The 19,572-nt window shown below is 65.0% G+C and carries 18 protein-coding genes; 5 read left to right on the top strand and 13 right to left on the bottom strand.

The genetic code is table 11. The features are described 5' to 3' along the window. From ACHMWQ_RS15555 to ACHMWQ_RS15525, 7 genes are all read right to left on the bottom strand, one after another. On the bottom strand, positions 1-1,239 hold the full coding sequence (locus ACHMWQ_RS15555) for a glycosyltransferase family 4 protein (protein WP_396308163.1): 1,239 nt from the start codon (positions 1,237-1,239) through the stop codon (positions 1-3). After that, positions 1,236-2,489, bottom strand: coding sequence for a hypothetical protein (locus ACHMWQ_RS15550; protein ID WP_396308162.1), 1,254 nt, complete (start codon positions 2,487-2,489; stop codon positions 1,236-1,238). Before ACHMWQ_RS15550 ends, ACHMWQ_RS15555 begins: the two co-directional genes overlap by 4 nt. Positions 2,490-2,538: 49 nt before the next feature. Then, positions 2,539-3,456 carry a glycosyltransferase family 2 protein gene (locus ACHMWQ_RS15545; protein ID WP_396308161.1) on the bottom strand — a complete coding sequence of 306 codons (918 nt, stop codon included), beginning with the start codon at positions 3,454-3,456 and terminating at the stop codon, positions 2,539-2,541. After that, positions 3,453-4,652, bottom strand: coding sequence for a glycosyltransferase family 4 protein (locus ACHMWQ_RS15540; protein ID WP_396308160.1), 1,200 nt, complete (start codon positions 4,650-4,652; stop codon positions 3,453-3,455). The genes ACHMWQ_RS15545 and ACHMWQ_RS15540 overlap by 4 nt, the downstream gene beginning before the upstream one ends. Before the next feature lie 160 nt (positions 4,653-4,812). Further along, the gene (locus ACHMWQ_RS15535; protein WP_396308159.1) at positions 4,813-5,466 is read right to left on the bottom strand and encodes a PIG-L deacetylase family protein; all 654 of its coding nucleotides are present in this window, start codon (positions 5,464-5,466) and stop codon (positions 4,813-4,815) included. Next, the gene (locus ACHMWQ_RS15530) at positions 5,463-6,275 is read right to left on the bottom strand and encodes a sugar phosphate nucleotidyltransferase (RefSeq protein ID WP_396308158.1); all 813 of its coding nucleotides are present in this window, start codon (positions 6,273-6,275) and stop codon (positions 5,463-5,465) included. The genes ACHMWQ_RS15535 and ACHMWQ_RS15530 overlap by 4 nt, the downstream gene beginning before the upstream one ends. Next, positions 6,275-7,561 carry a methyltransferase domain-containing protein gene (locus tag ACHMWQ_RS15525; protein ID WP_396308157.1) on the bottom strand — a complete coding sequence of 429 codons (1,287 nt, stop codon included), beginning with the start codon at positions 7,559-7,561 and terminating at the stop codon, positions 6,275-6,277. The genes ACHMWQ_RS15530 and ACHMWQ_RS15525 overlap by 1 nt, the downstream gene beginning before the upstream one ends. Before the next feature lie 321 nt (positions 7,562-7,882). Here ACHMWQ_RS15525 and ACHMWQ_RS15520 point away from each other — a divergent pair, with 321 nt between their 5' ends. After that, complete coding sequence (locus ACHMWQ_RS15520; protein ID WP_396308156.1) at positions 7,883-8,881, top strand: glycosyltransferase family 2 protein; 999 nt, start codon at positions 7,883-7,885, stop codon at positions 8,879-8,881. Between the two features lie 17 nt (positions 8,882-8,898). Next, the gene (gene rfbC / locus ACHMWQ_RS15515) at positions 8,899-9,426 is read left to right on the top strand and encodes a dTDP-4-dehydrorhamnose 3,5-epimerase (RefSeq protein WP_396308155.1); all 528 of its coding nucleotides are present in this window, start codon (positions 8,899-8,901) and stop codon (positions 9,424-9,426) included. Between the two features lie 12 nt (positions 9,427-9,438). On the opposite strand, the gene ACHMWQ_RS15510 is transcribed toward rfbC, so the two are convergent. Both ACHMWQ_RS15510 and ACHMWQ_RS15505 read right to left on the bottom strand, forming a co-directional pair. Beyond that, a complete protein-coding gene (locus ACHMWQ_RS15510; RefSeq protein ID WP_396308154.1) occupies positions 9,439-10,767 on the bottom strand; it encodes a DUF4910 domain-containing protein in 1,329 nt (442 codons plus the stop codon). Further along, the gene (locus ACHMWQ_RS15505) at positions 10,764-11,828 is read right to left on the bottom strand and encodes an NAD-dependent epimerase/dehydratase family protein (RefSeq protein WP_396308153.1); all 1,065 of its coding nucleotides are present in this window, start codon (positions 11,826-11,828) and stop codon (positions 10,764-10,766) included. Before ACHMWQ_RS15505 ends, ACHMWQ_RS15510 begins: the two co-directional genes overlap by 4 nt. Before the next feature lie 275 nt (positions 11,829-12,103). On the opposite strand from ACHMWQ_RS15505, the gene ACHMWQ_RS15500 reads away from it, so the two are divergent. Further along, on the top strand, positions 12,104-13,561 hold the full coding sequence (locus ACHMWQ_RS15500; protein ID WP_396308152.1) for a lipopolysaccharide biosynthesis protein: 1,458 nt from the start codon (positions 12,104-12,106) through the stop codon (positions 13,559-13,561). Between the two features lie 200 nt (positions 13,562-13,761). Here the strand turns inward: ACHMWQ_RS15500 and ACHMWQ_RS15495 are convergent, their stop codons facing one another. Further along, complete coding sequence (locus ACHMWQ_RS15495; protein WP_396308151.1) at positions 13,762-14,742, bottom strand: GDP-L-fucose synthase family protein; 981 nt, start codon at positions 14,740-14,742, stop codon at positions 13,762-13,764. Further along, complete coding sequence (gmd, locus tag ACHMWQ_RS15490) at positions 14,717-15,790, bottom strand: GDP-mannose 4,6-dehydratase (protein WP_396308150.1); 1,074 nt, start codon at positions 15,788-15,790, stop codon at positions 14,717-14,719. Before gmd ends, ACHMWQ_RS15495 begins: the two co-directional genes overlap by 26 nt. A gap of 252 nt (positions 15,791-16,042) precedes the next feature. Between gmd and ACHMWQ_RS15485 the strand changes: the two genes are divergently transcribed. After that, positions 16,043-17,332: a glycosyltransferase family 4 protein gene (locus tag ACHMWQ_RS15485; protein ID WP_396308149.1), complete on the top strand. Its 1,290-nt coding sequence runs from the start codon at positions 16,043-16,045 to the stop codon at positions 17,330-17,332. On the opposite strand, the gene ACHMWQ_RS15480 is transcribed toward ACHMWQ_RS15485, so the two are convergent. Further along, entirely contained in the window at positions 17,296-18,405 is a 1,110-nt protein-coding gene (locus ACHMWQ_RS15480) for an MraY family glycosyltransferase (protein WP_396308148.1), read from the bottom strand. The two genes, ACHMWQ_RS15485 and ACHMWQ_RS15480, sit on opposite strands and share 37 nt — an antisense overlap. A 302-nt stretch (positions 18,406-18,707) precedes the next feature. Between ACHMWQ_RS15480 and ACHMWQ_RS15475 the strand changes: the two genes are divergently transcribed. Then, the gene (locus ACHMWQ_RS15475) at positions 18,708-18,914 is read left to right on the top strand and encodes a 4-oxalocrotonate tautomerase family protein (protein ID WP_354549229.1); all 207 of its coding nucleotides are present in this window, start codon (positions 18,708-18,710) and stop codon (positions 18,912-18,914) included. A gap of 83 nt (positions 18,915-18,997) precedes the next feature. Here ACHMWQ_RS15475 and ACHMWQ_RS15470 read toward each other — a convergent pair whose 3' ends face one another. Then, positions 18,998-19,195, bottom strand: a complete 198-nt coding sequence (locus tag ACHMWQ_RS15470) for a hypothetical protein (RefSeq protein ID WP_396308147.1) — start codon at positions 19,193-19,195, stop codon at positions 18,998-19,000. Between the last annotated feature and the right edge of the window lie 377 nt (positions 19,196-19,572).

The following is a 19,572-nucleotide window of genomic DNA, read 5'->3' as shown; positions in this document are numbered from 1 at the left end:
TCAGCCGTCGGTGCGCTCGCGGCGGCAGAGCAGGGCGGCGGCGAGCCAGCGGCCGATCGGGTCCGGGGCAAGCGGCGACGCGTTGCGTGCCAACTCCACCGCCTGCCGCAACGCGCGGCCGAAGCGATCGGGCGACCATTCGGCGATGATCGCCTGTCCCGCTTGCGCCATCGCCATCCGGTCGCAATCCTTGGCGATGGTCAGCATCTGGCCCATGAGTTCGCGGGGAGCGAAAGGGTTGAAGCGAAATCCATTCACCCCGGGACGGACCAGATCCTCGCTGCAACCGCAACGCTCCGACACCAGGACGGGCAGGCCCGCGGCCATCGCCTCGTTGACGACCAGACCCCATTGCTCCGTGGTGCTCGGCAGAATGAAGGCCTCCGCCAGCCCATAATAGGCCGGGAGCTCTGGATACTGTCGAAAACCCGGCAGATGGACAGAGTCGACGAGGCCGCGCGCCGCAATCGCGGCCCGCAGTCCGGGTTCCAGCGGGCCGCCGCCAAGCAGGACCAGGTCCCATGCCGCCCCGCCGGCCACGCCACGATATCCTTGATAGGCCTCCAGCAAGACAAACAGGTTCTTCTTGGCGACGAATCGACAGGATGCGAGGAAATAGCGCGGCGGCAATGCGAGTTGCCTGCGGAGTGCCTCGGCGTCTCTTCGGGCGGTGGCCGCGCCGCTGGCGAAATGCTCATTATCGACGACGTCAAAGCCGTCACGGATCAGCCTTTCGGCCATGCCGAGCGCCGCCAGATAGCGTCGCTGCGGCCCTCCAGCGACTAATCCGGCGCTGAAGAGAGACACGACCCGTCGCTTGACTGCCTCCCGCCAGGGCTTGCGGATTTCGTCGATCTCCGTGCTATCCGACATCACGATGGCCGGAACCCGCCGGCGTGTGCACCACAGCAGGGCTGCCAGCGCGGCTGGGTTCGACCAGCCGGCGATCGCCACCGCCTCCGGCGCTGCCCGGTCGAGCGCCGCGGTCATCTTGCGGATCAGCGCTGGGACGCGCTCCGCGTCACTGTCGGGAGAGACGACGATGCGAGAGAACGGGAAGGTCTCGGACGCGCTCCATGCATAGGTCCGGTCCGTGCCGCTGAACTCGATCCCGGTCACCGCCATGTGCCGGGCCGCAGCCTGCAACCGGCTGACATGATACGGGCCGAACCTATGGAACAGGACAGCGACACGCGGATGGGCAGGGCTGGAGCCCAACGTCCCGGAAGCCCGGGTCATGACGGAGATCCTGCGGTGCCCGCCACCCAGGACCGCGAGGGTTGCCGGATCCGCGCCAGAAGCAGGGCCGGCAGCAGGAACAGCGCCATGTGTACCAGCGCGGAGAGCGGCCACTGCGTGTGATGCGTGATCGCCAGCATCGCGGGCGCCAGGATCAGCGGGTAGGCGATCTGCCACCCCGTGCTGCCGGACTCCGCCGCGTCGTAGATCCGCCGCATCCCGAAGCCGATCAGAAAGAACTTGAGCGCGCCGAGATAGCCGAACGACGCGAACGCGTCGGCCAGTCCGGTTTCTGTGGAGCCGATCGGCGGCGCGTAGTCGCGCGCGATCTGATCGTCGAACGACAGGGTCAGGCTCTCCTTGAGAGCCGGACCGACCAGTTGCGCCGGGACATAGTTGAAAACCAGCGTGTTCCAGTGGAACAGCCCAAAGTCGAAGGATCGCGTGTCGCTGGCCGATTCCAGGCGCAGGACGGCATTTCGCACCTCCGGCCCGCCATGCGCGACCACCTCGGCGAAATTGGCGAGCACATCGATCTTGAGAAGATCGGACCAGCCGGAATCCTGGCTCTCGGTGGTGATCGCGCGATAGTCGCCCGCGCTGTTCATCGCGATAGCGCCGAACAGGACGAGGCCCGCCGTCAGGAGACGGGGGGCGGCGCGCCTCCGCTGGAACCACCAGGCCAGCCCGATCAGAAAGACGAACTCGGCTGTCTCGCTGCGGCGGCCGAGCAGCAGGATCCGTTCGGCATAGAAGAGCGTGTCGAAGGCGATGATGAATAGCGCCGCGATGCTCATGCGCCGCGCGCCGCAGATAAGCGCGATGGCCAAGCCATAATTCAGCAGCTTGGCGAAAAACAGATAGACCACGGGCATGCCCGTATAGATCGAATATTTGATCTCGGGCGGCAGGTGCGAGACCTTGAAATAGAAGTACGCTCCCGCGAGCGACAGGACCCCGGATACGATCAGCAGCTTCTTTTCGTCGAAGCGCCACGGTTTTCCCGCGACGCGCGGTAGCGTCAGCTGCCAACCCAGGCCACAGGCCATGATGCAGAGGATCGCGAAGAAGGCGGCCCGTGTCACCGCGCCGCCTAGCAGAAACGGGTCGTCCGCCATTGCTGGAAACTGCGGCGCGATAAAGCCGAGAAAGGTCGCCCCCGCGAGGAAAGGGTATTGATAGACTCCCTCGGGTCGGCGCAGCCCAAAGATCACCCAGAACGCGGAACTAGCGATCAGCGCGCCGATCAAGGGCATGTCCATAGGCTGCCCTCCCTTGCCCGGCGCGTCGGCTTGCAGCTCACAGCGGCAGCCCTTTTTCCCGCCTCTGGATCTCGATCATCTTGGCGACGATCATCGTTTCGTAGGTCATCAGCAGCCTGCAATAAACGAAGCCGGCCCGGCCATCGAGGAAGCCGCCGCGCAGCAGATACATGTAGAGGAAGCGTAGGAGCGGCCGGCAGGGCAGCCGAAAGGACAGGGTCTTTAGGGCACGCCGCCGTACCGCCCCGGATGCGAAGAGCAGCGCACGCCAATCGACTCGCTCGGCGGCCAGGCTTTTGAGCGACTCCCGCGCCTCGTGCCACGAATAGCGATTGTGCTTTTCAAACCAGGCGTTGAGGCCCTTGTTGAAGGTGTAATGCAGCAGATGGCCGTCGAGCCTGCCTTCCGGCCCCTCGGCGACCGTTCGCAGATTGATCTCTCGCTCGAAGCGCACGCGCCCCGGCTCGACCAGACGGACGAACCAGGTGGGATACAATCCGCTCCGTCGCAGCCACTGTCCCATGAACATGGTGCGGGACCGAACGTGAAAAGCGACCTCCGGACGGCCCGGTTCCGCGGCGATCGTCAGGATCTCGTCCCGTAGCGCGGGGGTTGTCACCTCGTCCGCGTCGGGGAGATACACGAAGCGGTTCTTGTAAGCGATCTCACTGAGCCCGAAGCTCCGCTGAGCGGGTTCGCTATCGAAGCGGCGCTGATAGACGCGGGCGCCAAAGTTGCGCGCGATCTCGACCGTGCGGTCCTGGCTGAAGGAATCGAGCACGACGATATCGTCGCTCCAACTGACAGAGGCGAGGCACGCCGGCAGGTTGAGTTCCTCGTCGAGGGTGAGTATGAGCACCGAGACGTTGGCGCTCTGGGTGCTCGGCCGCGCCACAGCGGCCGCGGAGCTTTCGGCTCCTGCGTCCCTGCGCAGAATCATCGATTCCAGGCTCATGCCGCGCGCTCCCGGATGGTTCGCAGCAGGTTCTTGAGCGGCGTTGGCAAGTGGGATCGCAGCCCGACCCGCAGTCCCCGGGGGAGGTGCCAGTGCTCGATGGGAAGCGGCGGCGCGATCAGGGGTGGCCGCTCGTGCAGCCCGGCGAGCAGCGCGCCATAGCGTTCCGCCATGCGGGAGACGCTGAAGCGCTCGCGCATCGCGATCGGCCCATGGCAGGCCATGGCGTGCCAATGGGCAGGATCCCGCCGAAGATGGCGGATGGTCTCCGCCGCCGCCGCGACATCGCCGACGGGAAACAGAAGGCCAGTCGCCCCGTCGTCGACCACCGTGTCGGTGACGCCGCGGATCCGGGATGCGACCGGCACGCATCCCGTGGCCATCGCCTCGACCAGCGTGATCATGAAGCCTTCAAAACGGGACGGCGCGACTAAGATGTCGTGTTCGGCCATCAGTGCCGGGATTGCGGCGGGCGAGACCCGCCCGAGAAGCTGCGCACGGCCGGCAAGCGGCGCCATGGCGCGCCGGAGGCGAGCAAGATCCGGGCCGTCGCCGGCGATGGTCAGCGTGACGTCGTCCGGCAGTTGGGCCAGGATTTGCGGCAGCCAGAGCACGCCCTTGGCCTGATCCTCGATCCGCCCGAGCGACAGCAGCCTGAGCGGTTGACCGATCGTACGGAGAACTCGGGGCGGCGGGGTAGGGAAGTCGACCGCGTTGTGGATCTCGTGGGTAGAGTTTGGGTCGAAACGATAGTGCGTCAGCAGGTCATCGCGAATGCGGCGCGAGACGCAGGCGGTGGCATGGACATGATCGCGGATCGCCCGCGCGGCGGCGTAGGTCGCGGGCGTTATGTTGTGAACGATCATTACGCGGAGCATGCTGGATGGGAGATAGCGCGCGAGGTTGGTCTGCACCCGGTCGGCGTGGACGCTGACGAAAACGCCATCGAAATTCTGCTCCGCGAGATGGGAAAGCATCGCCTGCGCCTGCGTAGGCTCGCTGTCCGCCGCCGCGCCACAGGCGTGGCCGGTCGACCATTCCGAGCGCCACGCCGGGTCTCGGGCCGCGGCATGCGCCCCCGGGCCTATGCCAAGCCACTCGACGTCTATCCCCAAAGGCGCCAGGCCGGCGCGCAGATGGCGGAACACCGTGAAGGTGCCGCCGAGGTGCGGATATCCGAAGAAGGCGAATTTCATCTCGTCCTCCTGAACCCGGTACAACAGCCGGGCGCTTCCAGCCTAGGGCTTGTCTTGCGACGGTCCTGCCTGGCCTCTTGGGCAAAGGGCATCATCCCTCCGGTCAGGAAGGGGCTGGTGCCGCCGTACTTCAGCTCCGACCAAGGCCATCCGAAGACGCTCAGCCGATCCAGGCCTTGCGCAAGGTGAACGCCTCGGCGTAGCGCCCGGGCGAACGGCACTCCATTCCGCGGAGCCGGGCCAGACCGCGGAACGTCTCGGCGTCGAACCAGTCCTTCGCGCGCTGGCTGGTGAAATGAGTCAGCAGCAGGTCGATCTTGCGCGCGAGGATCTCCTCGCCGAACGCCGCATAGCTGTTGGGGCGGCCAAGGTCGCCGTCCCATTTCGGGATCTCGTATTCGAGGATCATGTGGTCGCGGAACGTGTTCCAGGTCAGGCGCGACACGGCGCGGTGATCCTGATGCGCGTCGTCGCGCCGATGCGTCAGGATCACGTCAGGCACCGGGCCGTCCTTCAGCTCTTCCATCCACCGCTTCAAGGTGGCTTCCTGCTGTGGAAACAGGCCGTCCTCGAAACGGGCCAGCCTGAGATCGGCGAGTACCGCGCCGCTCAGAAAGGCATGCGCGGATTGTTCGGCTTCCGTCGAGCGGATGCCTGCGGCGCTGAGGACGCACCAGCGCACGTCGAGCCGGATGCCGTTGGCGAGCCAGTTGAGCAGCAGTCCGCCGGCGCCGATCTCGATATCATCGGCATGGGCGCCGAGGCACAGGACCGAGAGCGCTTCTCCCGGACGAGCGAGTGGCAAAGCCTTCATGATCCGGCGACCGCGCGCGTGGGGTGGCCGCTTCCTGCGTCCGTGAGCCGCCAGGGCATGGCGCCCTGTTCGACCATATCCTCCAGGATCTGGCGGTCTTTCAACGTGTCCATGGCGCGCCAGAACCCCTCATATTTATAGGCCATGAGGGCATCGGCTTCGATCAGACGGGTGAAGGGCTCTTGCACCAGTTCCTCGCCGGGGCGGATGAAATCGAAGATGCCTGGCCGGAACAGGAAGAAGCCGCCATTGATCCAGAGATCGGAACGGTCGGCGGTGCGGAACCCACGCATTGAGCCGTTCGGTTGGATATCGGCGAAATGGAAGCTCAGATGCGGCCGGACCGCGAGAAAGCAGGCGAGCTTGTCGCTGCTTCGGAAGCGCTCGATCATGTCGTTGAGATCGACGTCGCTGAGGCCGTCGCTGTAATTGGCGAGGAAGATCTCCTCGTTGCATACATGTTCGCGAACCGCGAGCAGTCGTTCGCCGATATTGCGCCAGATGCCGGTGTCGATCAGGGCAATGCGCCAGTCCTGTTCGGGCTTGCCGAGCAGTTCGATCTTGGTGCCGAAGCCGGACACGATGCAGTCGGCATAGGCCTGCGGCCGGTAGTTCAGGAAGAAGTCCTTGATCACATTGGCCTTATAACCGGTGCAGAGGATGAATTCGTTGTGACCCCGCTGGCTGTAGTAATTCATCAGGTGCCAGAGGATGGGCTGGTGGCCGATCGGAATCATCGGCTTCGGAATGCTCTCCGGATATTCGCGGATGCGCGTGCCCAAACCGCCGCAGAATAGGATGACCTTCATCACCGTATATCCTTGGGTTCGACGATGCGTGGGGTGGGAATCGGCACGATGAAGCGGCCGCCCCAGTCGGCGATGTGCCTCATTTGCCGCGTGATCTCGGTCTGGAGGTTCCACGGCAGGATCAACACGAAATCGGGCCGGGCCGCGTCGATCGCGGCGACGGGCAGGATCGGGATGTGCATGCCGGGGGTGAAGCGGCCGTGCTTGTGCGGGTTGCGATCCACCGTAAAGTCGAGAAAGTCCGGGCCGATACCGCAATAGTTGAGCAGCGTGTTGCCCTTGCCCGGAGCTCCATAGCCGCAGATGGACTTGCCGGAATTGCGCAGCGCGATCAGCAGCGTGAGGAGGTCGCGTTTGGTGCGGCGGACCTTCTCCGCGAAGGCGGAATAGGTCTCGATCCGCGCCAGGCCGAAGCGCCGCTCTTCGTGCAGCAATCTAGAGACGGCAGCTTGCTGCGGCCGAACGGAATTGGCGCGCGCCAGGTGGACCCGCAGCGATCCCCCGTGCGTTGGCAATTCCTCGACATCGATAATCTTCAGATCATGTCGCGCCGCGAGCCGTTCGACCGTCAGCAGCGAGAAATAGGAGAAGTGCTCGTGATAGATCGTGTCGAACTGGGCTTCCGACATAAGCCGTTGGAGATGCGGGAACTCCAGCGTCACAATGCCTTCCGGCTTCAGCAGAAGGGCGAGACCCGCGGTGAAGTCGTTGAGGTCGGGGACCTGGGCCAGGACATTGTTGCCAATGATCAGGTCGGCCTGTCGGCCCTCTGCGACGAGGGCGCGGGCCAGACGGGTTCCGAAGAACTCGATGCGCGTGTCGATGCCTCTCCGGATGGCGACGGCGGCGACATTGGCGGCCGGCTCAATGCCGAGCGCAGGAATGCCCAGAGGTGAGAAATGCTGGAGCAGATACCCGTCATTGCTGGCGATCTCGATGACCGTGCTGGCCGGTCCCAGGACGAGCCGTTTCGTGATCGCCTCGCAATAGGCTTTGGCATGCGCCACCCAGCTTGGCGAATAGGATGAGAAATAGGCGTAGTCGCTGAAGATCTCCGACGGCCCGACATATTCCCCGAGCTGTACCAGAAAGCACTGTTCGCAGACCATCGCCCGGAGCGGAAAATACGGCTCCATGCGGTCGCACTGATCCGCCGTCAGAAAGCTTTCGCAAAGAGGAGACATGCCCAGATCCGCGAACAGCCGATGCAGCGCGGTCCCACATAACCGGCAGGAATGGGCGACGGAGCCCTCCATCGACAAGGAAGCATGGATCGAAACGGTCATCCTCAGGATCCCCTTTGCTCAGCGCTGCGACAGGTCGCCGCCGCGCCCGGCAATCTCTTCAACTTCCGCTAGCGTACGGGGGATTTTTTAGAACAGAAGATGAACTCTCCGCGTCGCTTCTCAGCATTTCGGATAGGGGATGCTTAGGTCCGTGCTAGCCGCCTCGTCCCTTTGGATGATGGTCAAAGGGCGAACTGGCCGGAAATCTGCTGCCCCCATCCCTTTGTGGCCATCGCGGGTCGAGGGCTGGTCGCGTTGAATGGCCCGATAGCTCTGCTTCGAACGGGATGACCCATCGCAAGGCACGGATGACCGCGAGACATGGCCAGCATCGACGTCGCCATTCCGAACTATCAGTACGGCCGCTACTTGCGGGATTGCGTGCAGAGTGTCCTGAGCCAGGGTGTGGCCGATCTGCGGATCCTCATCATCGATAACGCCTCGACCGACAACAGCGCCGAAGTCGCGCAACAGCTGGCGGCGCAGGACAAGCGCATCTGCTTCGTGCGCCATCGCGCCAATCTCGGGCACCACGCCTCCTTCAACGAGGCCATCGACTGGGCAGAGGCGGACTATTTCCTGCTGCTTTGCGCCGACGACATGCTCACCACCAGAGCCTTGTCGCGCGCCCTCGCGGTTATGGATCGGGACGAGACGATCAATCTCGCTTTTGCCAATCGCGCGGCGCTGACACAGCCACATCTGGCCTCGCGAAGCAGCGATATCGGCGCGAGATGGGACGTCATGCCCGGCCGCGCCCTTCTGGAGCGATTCTGCCGGACCGCCCTATGCAGCGTTGTCGGCTGCTCGGCGGTGGTTCGAACGGCGGCGCAAAAGCGCGTTGGCTATTACAGGATGTCCCTTGACCACACGGACGACTTTGAATTGTTCATGCGACTGGCTGTGCTCGACGGCAACATCGCCGAGACGCGGACCCCGCAGGTGTTTCTCCGCTCGCATGATGAGGCGCGCTCAGCCGTCGTGCGGCGCAACCGCAGCCTCCAGATCCGCAAGTACGAAGCTGCCTTCACGTCTTTCTTCGCGCATGAGGGCCGGCAGCTTCCGGACGCGGAAGCGTTGCAGCGGCTGGCACGACGCAGCCTGGCAAGCCGCGCCTACTGGTCGGGCGTCAGCCATCTGTGCCGCGGCGATTTCGCCAACGCCGCTGGCCTGCTGCGCTACGCGGTCCAGCGATCCCGGTCGACAGCGTTTGTCCCGCCGATCGACTATCTGTTTCGACAGGAACGGGTCCTTGAGCGCGCCGCGGGTGCGCTCGAGGATGGGCTGCAGCGGCTCCATCTTGCCCGGCGCGCCGGCTGACCGCAGGGAGCACCGCCATGCAGTTCCTCGCGACCAGGCTCGAAGGGGCGTATCGGATTGAACCGAACCCCGTCTCCGACGAGCGGGGCCGGTTTGAACGCAGTTTCTGCACCCGCGAATTCAAGGCTGCGGGGCTGCATACCGGGTTCGTTCAGCACAGCCAGTCCTGGTCGTCGGTCAAGGGGACGCTGCGGGGCATGCATTTCCAACGGGGACCGCATGGCGAGATCAAGCTGGTGCGATGCCTGCGGGGGCGGATCTGGGACGTCATCCTCGACCTGCGCAGGGCATCGCCGACCTTCGGAGTCTGGCAGGGCTTTGAATTGTCGGAGGACAATCGCAACCAGCTCTATGTGCCCGAAGGCTTTGCGCATGGGTTCCAGACGCTCACCGACGATGTCGAGGTGGGCTACATGATTTCAACGCACTACGCGGCCGATTACGCCAGCGGGGTGCGCCATGACGACCCCGCATTTGGAATCGACTGGCCGCTGCCCGTTACTGCGATCTCGGAAAGGGATCGCAACTGGCCGGACTATGGCTGACGCAAGATGGCGTCAGGCCTGCAGCAGGCCGTGGGATTGCAATCGCCGCGCAACAGCGAGTACCTGGGCGAAAGGCACGTCGGCCCGCTCGGCGATGTCGAGCAGCGTGTGGTGTCCGTCGGCAAGATTGAGAACCCAGAGCATGGCGAGATTGGCGGCCTGCGTCGCCGGGGAACCGTCGCCGCCGGCGTAGAGGCCATGGCGGCCAAGCTGTCGCTCGCCCTTCAAGAGCGTGCCAAGCGGCGTGAAGTCTTGCTCAATGACGTCCAGGATCGACTCGATCATCGCATAGGACGCAGCGAGGCGGCTGGGCCGGACGAAATCCAGATTGTCGGCCGAGGTGTGATATTCCGGGAAACTGCCATAGAGGCTGCGCTGGAACAGTCCCACCGGCAGGTTGAAGCCGGGCGAACAGAATTGTCGCTCGTCATAGCCATAAGGGCTGAAGTCGAGAAGGACAGGCATGGGCGCCGCGTGGCGCAGCACGTGGCTGGCGGCACGGTCGATCAAGGCGTCGCCGCGGCGGGAGCGCTTGTAGGTCGGGCCTCCGCCGTCCCCGACGCAGGAAACCACGAGTCCGTGCCGGATTCGCGCCGTCTGCTCTTCGTTGCGGGCGAGCCATGCAATGGCCCCGATCGTGCCGGGCGCGAACAGAAACCGGTAGCTGTAGCGCGTCTTTCGCCGAGAAATCGCCTTTGCCAGCAAGGTCAGCAACGCAAGGCCAGAGCAGTTGTCGTTGGCGAGCGAGGGATGGCAAATATGCGCCGACAGCAGCACCTCATCTTCGCTGGCGCCGGCATGATAATATTCGCCGTAGGATAGGCTCCCTACCGTCAGGCTCGAGTCGATCACCGCTTCATAGAGCCCATCCGGCAGGGCGATCAGTCGGTCGTGCGCCATGCAGAAGCCCCAGGCCTCGTCATAGGCGGACTTGCGATAGGGAATCCGATCGGGCTGATCGGGCAGGGTGAAGATGTGCTGCTTCAGTTCGGAAAGCGGCAGGACCGTCCGGATTGGCGCGCTGTGGTTCAGCACATGCAGGTTGCAGTCCCGAAAATCGACCACGCGCTCACCGGCCTCGTTACGGATATAGGCATCGCGGATCGTCCACTCGGGCGGGATGGTCCAGTCGAACACCTGTGTTCCGCTTGGCACTTCATGAATTGTCAGGTCGATTTCGCGCTGCAACCGTCGGAGCGTTTCGCGCACGCCTTCGCCGGCGACGGAACGACAGATCGGGAAAATTTCGGCCAGTAGGCGATAGATCTCCTCGCCGATGCCGGGCGCTTCCCGGCCCGACGCCGGAACGGCGCTGTCTCGCAGATCTGGCGGAAATCTCATGTCGCAGCGATCGGTTCGCGTGACCAGACCGGGTTCAACGGCCTCAGGTTCTCATCGAGCGTGCCTGCCGCCATCAGGTGCCGTATCTGTCCGATCCGCTGATAGCGGGAGCCTTCGGCGGTCTCGGCAGTCAGAGCCGCGGCGCGATACGCGGCATAGAGCTGCTGGGCGCCGCTCCGGGCATCCCAACGCGGCCTGAAGCCTGGCAACATTCGGCCAATTTTCTCGAACGAGACGCGATAGGAGCGGCTGTCCGGCGCGGCGTCGGGCGCGACGGTGAGCTGGCAGCCCGGGACGACATCGGACACGATCCGCGCCAGATCGCGGATGCGGTAATTATGTTCGGTCTGACCGACGTTGAAGGCCTGGTTCCTGACGAGACCCTCCGGCGCCGTCAGCCCGGCCCGGAAGGCGCGCGCAATGTCCTCGACGTGAACGATGGGTCGCCAGGGCGTCCCGTCCGAGAGCATATGGATGACGCCTCTCGTAGCGGCGCCGGCAACCAGATCGTTGAGCACGATGTCCAGCCGCAGGCGCGGCGACACGCCATAGGCGGTCGCCGGGCGGAAATAGACGGGGCAGAAGCTCTCGTCGGCCAGACGCGCGATGTCGCGCTCCGCCAACACCTTCGACTTGCCATAGGCCGTGACGGGCCGCAGTTCCGAGGCCTCGTCGACCATGGCGTCGCCGGCGCGGCCGTAATTGCTGCAGGAGGATGCAAACAGGAAGCGGCGCACGCCGGCGGCTTTGGCAAGCTCCGCAAGACGCACGCTGGCCCGATGGTTGACGGCGTAGGTGACGTCCGCGTTCAGCGCGCCAAGCGGATCGTTCGATAGCGCCGCGAGGTGGATCACGGCGTCGAATCCGACCAGCGCGGATTGCGGGATATCCCGGACATCCATCTGCATCGCCACAATGTCGGCAATCGGACCACCGGCCGCGAAGGTGCTGCCGGCGTAGAGGTCGCTGTCGCAACCGACGACCGTGTGGCCGGCGCGCAGCAGCATCGGCGTCATGACGGTGCCGATATAACCGCGATGACCGGTGACGAGAACCTTCATGCGCCATCCTCCCTGACAGGCCGTTCCCGTTCGCTCGAGAGCCAGCAGAAGGCGGCCTGCAACGCGGGATTCGTCTCAGGCTAGGGCGAGCGCAACGGCCTTTCGCCCTGCCCTTGGGGGCAGGGACCTAAGCCTTTTGAGGGATGTCGGCTTGCTCGCTCCATGCCGCTCTCGGCGCAAGGCTTAGCAATCTCGCCCGATGGACAGGAGGAGCGCGGAATGCCGCTCCGATAGGCTGGGAGTGGAGCGGGGCGCGCACCGGGAGACGCACGGGTATGCAGGATCTGCGGCAGAAGACCATCCGCAGCGGTCTGGCCAAGCTCATGGGGCAGGGCATCGGTGCGCTGATGCGCCTTGCCTTCATGGTGGTGCTGGCGCGCCTGCTCGATCCGCGCGAATTCGGCCTCGTGGCCATGGCCACGGCGATCACCGGACTGCTCGCCATGTTTGCGTCGGCGGGCCTGTCGTCGGCGGCGGTGCAGGCGCGGTCGATCAGCGGGCAGCAGATCTCGACCCTGTTCTGGGTCAACATGCTGATCGGCGTCGTGTTCGCCATTCTATGCTGCGCGCTCGCGCCGGTGCTCGTCCGCTTCTATGACGAGCCGAGGTTGTTTTGGCTCACCATCCTGCTGGCGCCTGGCTTTCTGCTCAGCGCTGCCAGCGTCCAGCATCTGGCGATCCTGCAGCGCGATATGCGCTATGCGACGTTGACCGTGGTCGAGTCCGCCGGCCAATTGCTTGGCCTGGTTACCGGGGTAACGCTGGCGCTGGCCGGCTACCGCTATTGGGCGCTGGTCGGCGCCACGTTTGCAAGCCAGCTCGGAGTCACGTCAGGGCTTTGGGCGACCGCGCGCTGGCTGCCGGGGCGACCCGGGCGCATCGGCAGCATCGTGCCGCTGCTGCGCGTGGGCGGGACGATCACGCTCCACACGCTCGTCACCTATGTCGGCTACAATCTGGAAAAGATCCTGCTCGGCCGCTTCTGGGGGGCAGAGGCGCTCGGCAATTACGGCCGCGCCTATCAACTGATCTCCGTGCCGATCGACAATCTGAACAGTGCGTTTGGCGGGGTAGCCTTCTCGGCGCTCGCGAGACTGCAGGACGATCCCGTCCGGCTGCGGCACTATTTCATCCATGGCTATTCGCTCGTCATTTCGATCACGGTGCCATTAACGCTGTTTCTCGGTTTCTTCGCCGACCAGATCTTCCTGGTTCTGTTCGGACCGAAATGGCTGGAGGCGGCCGCGATCTTCCGCCTGATGACGCCGACCGTCCTGATCTTCAGCCTGATCAATCCCTTTGGCTGGCTGTTGTTCGCCACGGGGCGCCAGAGGCGCAGCCTGCACACGGCGCTGGTGATCGCGCCGTTGGTCATCCTCGCCTGCGTCCTCGGCCTGCCCTATGGCCCCCGGGGCGTGGCGGCCGCCTATTCGATGGCGATGGCGTTGTGGTTCGTGCCGCACATGGTCTGGTGCGTGCAGGGGACGCCGGTCAGCGTGCGCGACCTGTTGCCGTCGATCGGCCGGCCGGTGCTGGCCAGCCTCGTCGCCGGCACGTTGGGGATCATCGTTGACCGCTACACGATGGCTGACAAGTCGCCGCTGGTTGAACTGGTGTTCGGCGGCGGCTTCATGCTCGCCGTCTACGGCGTCATGATCCTCCTGGTGCTGGGGCAGGGAGGGTTTTACCGCGACTTGTTTCGCGACCTGCGCAAGGTGTCCGTTCCGTCGTGATCCGAGCTCCGCTCGTCAATCCGACGGAGCGTCGGCGTCGGCGGCTTGCCGAAGAGGCGATGCGGACCGGAAGCGTCTGACCTTGCTGTCGGACACACGGAAAACCTCTTGGTGCCCGATCTCGCAACCCGAGGTGGTGGCAGAGGGCGACAGCTTCCTGCGGGGCAGGGCTGGACCATCCAGGCGGCGAAAAAATCGCTCTAGAGGGCCCGCATCGCGGCGGATCCGTCGAGCCAGGCGCGGTAGCTGGATTCGATGCCCTCCAGCAGTCCGATAGACGGGCGCCAGCCGAGCGAGGCGAGACGGCTGCTGTCCATCAGCTTGCGCGGCGCGCCATCGGGCTTGTCGAGATCGGTCAGGATCGTGCCGGAGTAGCCGGTGATGTCGGCGATCACAGCCCCCAGGTCGTAGATCGATACTTCCTGCCCCGAGCCGACATTGATGAGTTCCGGCGCCTCATATCGCCGGAGCAACAGGACGCAGGCGTCCGCGAGATCGTCGACGTGCAGGAACTCGCGCATCGGCAGCCCCGTGCCCCAGATGGTCACGCTGGGCGATCCATCCAGCTTGGCCAGATGGAACCGGCGGATCAGGGCAGCCAGAACATGCGAGCTGTCCGGGTCGTAATTGTCGTTCGGGCCATAGAGATTGGGCGGCACGGCCGTGATGAACCGGCACCCATACTCGCGGTGATAACTCTCGGCGAGTTTCAGCCCGGCGATCTTGGCAACGGCATAGGGCTCGTTGGTGGGCTCGAGCGGCCCGGAGAGCAGCGCCGTTTCGCGCATGGGCTGGATGGCCTCGCGCGGATACATGCAGCTGGAGCCAAGATTGAGCAGCTTTTCGACGCCCGCCCGTCGCGCCCCTTCGATGATGTGGGTGGCGATGGTGAGGTTGTCATAGATGAACGGCGCCGGATGGGTCGCATTGGCGACGATGCCGCCGACCCGCGCCGCGGCGATGACGATTGCGTCTGGCTCGTTGGCGTCGATCCAGGCCTCGGTTGCGGATTGGCGGCGGAGATCAAGCTCGGCGCTGGTGACGGTCAGGATCTCGCAGGGTTCGCGCCGCAACCGGCGAACCAGCGCCGACCCGACCATGCCGCGATGGCCCGCCACCCAGATCCGTTTGCCGGCGAGCTCGAAAGGGTCTGCTTCATGCGTAGCGGTCATTGCGGCCAACCTCGCGCAGAACAGCCTGCAGGTCCGATTGTACCATGTCGGCGATCAGGTCCTGGAACGACGCCGTGTGGGTCCAGCCAAGCTGCTGCCGCGCCTTGGCGGGGTCGCCAAGGAGCAGGTCGACCTCTGTCGGACGGAAATAGCGCGGATCGATCTCGATCAGCGTCGCGCCATTGCTGGCGTCACGGCCTTTCTCCGCCACACCTTCGCCGCTCCAATCGATGGAACGGCCGATCTCTCCGAAGGCGCGCTCGACGAATTCGCGCACGGTGTGCATTTCGCCCGTCGCCAGCACGAAATCGTCAGCCTTGGGCTGCTGCACGATGCGCCACATGCCATCGACATAGTCGCGGGCATGGCCCCAGTCGCGCCGGGCATCCAGATTGCCGAGATGGATGGTCTTCTGGAGGCCATGCGCTATGGCGGCGACGCCGCGCGTGATCTTGCGGGTGACGAAGGTTTCGCCGCGCAGCGGGCTCTCGTGATTGAACAGGATGCCGTTCGACGCGTGAATGCCATAAGCCTCGCGGTAGTTCACCGTGATCCAGTAGGCGTAAAGCTTGGCCGCGGCGTAGGGGCTGCGCGGCGCGAAGGGGGTCGTCTCGCGCTGAGGCGCCGTCTGGCTGCCGCCGAACAGTTCCGATGTGGAGGCCTGATAGAAACGGCAGCATTCCGTGATCCCGGCGATCCGCATGGCCTCCAGAAGACGGAGCGTGCCGAGCGCATCGGCATTGGCGGTATATTCCGGGGTTTCGAACGAGACCTGGACGTGGCTCTGCGCGCCGAGATTATAGATCTCGTCTGGCTCCACCTCATGGATGATCCGGCAGAGGTTCGTCGCGTCGGTCAATTCGCCGAAATGCAGATGAAGCCGGACAGGCTCCGGCCCATGCGGGTCCTGGTAGAGGTGATCGATCCGCTGGGTGTTGAAGGACGAGGATCGGCGCTTGATGCCATGCACCTCGTAACCCTTGTCGAGAAGTAGTTCAGCCAGATAGGCCCCGTCCTGGCCGGTCACCCCGACGATCAGAGCTTTCTTCGCGCCCATGTTCTTGCCCCGTCCGTTTCATGACGGAACTATACGAGACACGAAAACTGTCGCCGCCTAGCCATGGGGACAGGACATAGGCTCGATCCCTGGCCAATCGAGGCGGAGCGGCCGATGCGCATAGGCGGCACTACGCCATAGGGATAGGGAGGCTCGCCCGGACGAACTCGGCCTCGACGCCTTCTCGCGCCTTGCCGCCGGGCTGGCCACGAGGAACGCTATCGGACCCTGGCTCCGGAGGTATTGGGTCCGATGCGCATCGTGCTGGTCAACCGCTATTTCCACCCCGACGAATCGGCAACCAGCCGGATGGTTTCCAGCCTGGCCTTCGGCCTGGCCTCAGCCGGCGTTGCGGTCGAGATCCTGACCAGCCGACATCGCCACGATGATGCCGATGCCGCCCTGCCCACTGCCGAGACGATCTACGGCGTCAAGGTGAACCGGATCGGCACGTCGCGCTTTGGCCGTGCGCGGCTAACCGGGCGGGCAGCGGACTATGCGAGCTTTCACGCCAGCGCCGCGCTCTGGTGCCTCAAGCACGTCCGACGTGGCGACATCGTCATTGCCTGCACCGATCCGCCCTTGCTTTCCGTGTCCGTCGCCGCGGCGACGGCGTTGCGACGCGGACGGCTGGTGAACTGGCTGCACGATGTGTTTCCAGAGGTCGCGATCGAGCTCGGCCTGGTCGCGCGGCAGGGGCGGCTCGCCCGTCTGAGCCTGGCCGTACGGGACTGGTCCCTCCATCGCGCCATCCGCAACGTCGTGCCGACGGCGGCGATGGCGCGAGTCCTGAACGGGCGCGGGGTTGCCGAGGACGCCGTGGCGCTCATTCCCTACTGGTCGGAGGAAGACGAGATCCGGCCGATCGCGCCGGTCGAGAATCGCCTGCGCAACGAATGGGGCTTTGGCGATGAGGCCGCTTTTGTCGTTGGCTATTCCGGCAATTTCGGCCGCGCCCATGAGTTCGACACCGTGCTGGATGCGGCCGAATATCTGCGGGACGATCCGCATATCCATTTCCTGCTCGTCGGCGGCGGCCATGGTCGCCTGGCAGTAGAGGGGGAAATTGCGCGGCGCGGTCTCGCCAATGTCCAACTGCAGCCCTTGCAGCCGCGGGAGCGGCTGGCGGAGAGCCTTTCGGTCGCCGATGTCCACCTGATCTCGCTGCGGCCATCGCTCGAGCCCTACGTCGTGCCGAGCAAGCTCTACGGCATCATGGCCGTGGCGCGGCCCGTGCTCTTCGTCGGGGCTGGGGACGGGGGGGTCGCGACCGTGCTGCGGTCGCATGGCATCGGCCATAGCGTCGCGATCGGAGCGGGCAGGGCGTTGGCGTCACGGATCGTCGACATGCAGCGGGACCGCCCTGCGCGCGAGGGAATGGGGCGTCGTGCGCGGGAAGCCTTTGAGAGGGATCATCTGCGGTCGCGGGCCGTGTCGGCTTGGCTTTCCCTGTTGCAGGCGATCGCGGCTGAGGAAACCAAGGCCAGCGTAGAGGCTCGCCTCCGCTATTCCGCGGGCTCGGACGACAGGACCAGCGCCTGAGCCGTCTCCCGGCGCCGGTGCGCGCAGTACCAGACCAGCGCGCAGTGCGCCAACGCGGGAAGGGCCAGGCCGGCGGCCATCACGGCGGGGGGCACCCGAAGCATCAATCCCGCGACGCCGATTGTCGCGAGAAGTGCAGCAATCACTGCCAGAACCATGGTGGTTTGGGCCGGAGACAGGCCGGTATCAAGAAGCAGATGATGCATGTGCTCGCGGTCGGCCGCCATCGGGCTGCGACCGGCAAGCGGCCGGCGGATCATGAGGCTGGCGGTATCGATCACCGGGATGGCGACCAGCCAGAGCAGGGAGGGGAACCTCTCAAACCCGCCCTCCGTCATCGGGGAATGCGACGCGAGCTCGACAATGAGAGCGGCAATGGCACATCCCAGCATCATGCTGCCGGCGTCCCCCATGAAGGCGAGCGCCCGCCGCAGGCCGGGCCGGCGCATGTTGAAGACCAGGAACCCCAGCACCACGGCAAGAAGGAGCAGGCTGTCATCGACAAGGCTCGCATGCCCCGCCAGCCTTCCCGCGACCGCCAGCCCGATCAGCGTGACCGCAGCCAGCCCGCCCGCGAGACCATCCAGCCCGTCGATCATGTTGTAGGCATTGATCAGACCGACGATGAACAGCAGCGTGATGGCGGTTGCAATCCAGTCGCGGCCCGGCATGGCGGCGGGAAGGTGGAGGAGGCCATTGCCATAGGTATCTCCCCCAGCGCCGAGAAGAAGGCTGACCGCGATGACCTGAAGCGATAGCTTCGTCACCGCCCCCATCCCCCAGCGGTCGTCGACGAACCCGATGGCGACCAGCATTCCAAGCGTGCCGGCCAGCGGAAGCATGCTGTGTCCCAGGCTGCCGCCGGGCGGCTGCAGTCCTTGGCGGATGGCCAGGGCGGCGAGCAGGGCGCCAAACATGGCGAGGCCGCCGCAGACGGGTACGTGGCCGTGATGAACCTTTCGCGCGGTGGGCGCGTCGAGCAGCCCCAGTCGCGGCGCGATCGAGCACAACGTGGCGACCAGGGTGACACAGAACAGAAATGCGGACGCGAGCGGAATGCCGCCGATCGACATGAGCCGGCTCCTTCATCGGGCTGCTGCGCGGAATGAGGCAGGCCGGGAGAAGAAGTCGGAGGACGATCCCTCCACGGCAGGAGCACGATAGGCGCGTGACAATCGACGGCCGATTCAGCCCTCCTGTCGAGGGCTGCAACCATGGGATGTACTCGCGGGGATAGTCTACGCCCTTCGCATAGGGTTGCTGCAAGGAAGGACTGGCGAAGATCGGGCAGGGATTGCAGATTGGCGTCACGCGGACGGGGCGCGATCAAGGATGCCTTGCCGCCTGGGCAATATTGCCGCCATGGGAGAGAAGCATGCCGTTCGTCAACATCCGCCTCGTCAAGGAAGTCATCGCCAGCGACCCCGAGGGCAAGAAGGCCGCGATCGCAGCCAAGGTGACCGAAGCGATCCGGGAAGCAACCGGCCTGAGCGACAACGACGTCTGGGTCGTGTTCGAGGAGGTGCATGCGCGGGACTGGTATATCGGCCCGACCGATGTCGCGACGCTGCGGAAACTCTGACTCAAAACGAGACGTTGCGACGGGGGCGGCGCATATATAGCCGCATAAGGGCGCGCATCCTGCCCTCCTGCAAAGGCTTACGGTTAGACCTTCGAGCCGTCGGCGTTGCGCGTCCCCTCAGCCTTCTCGCGCGCGATGCGCTCGCGCCGCTCGGCCCGACGGGCGGCGATTTCTTCCGGCGTGCTGATCTTCAGTGGCGGCAGTTCCGCCGCCGCCTCGGCGATGGCCGGATCGATGCCTTCGGCGAGGAGAGCAGCCTTGAATTCGTCGGCGCGTGGCAAGGCAGGCTCCTCATGCTGCGCGTCGGGTTCGTCAACGCGACGACTTGACGGCGTCATTCCGGCGGTGCGCACTCCGGCAGACGGAGCCGCCATCCGCATCGCACGTTTAGGCGCGCCCCAAAATAGGGTCAAGGGCAGGTCAACCGATAGCCTTGGACGAAAGCTCGATCGCGTCGGTCGCTGCCAGCCAGAGGCACGACGTCCATCGACAGCTCCAGCGGACCGGAAGGCGCTACCCTGCCGAGTTCCCTTGCTCCAGGGCAACGTTGGGTGGGGCAGCACGACGAAAAAGTGACCGAATACTTGCCGGAGGGGCAGCTGCCTTGTTTCCCTAGCGGGATCGACTTGGTATGAGGCGCAGTCCGTTTGAGTTTTGG

It is taken from the genome of Kaistia sp. UC242_56 (assembly GCF_044452255.1).
GTDB classification, from domain to species: Bacteria; Pseudomonadota; Alphaproteobacteria; order Rhizobiales; family Kaistiaceae; genus Kaistia; species Kaistia defluvii_A.
Note: the sequence above shows the minus strand (reverse complement) of the source record. Positions and strands in the feature narration are given on the sequence as shown.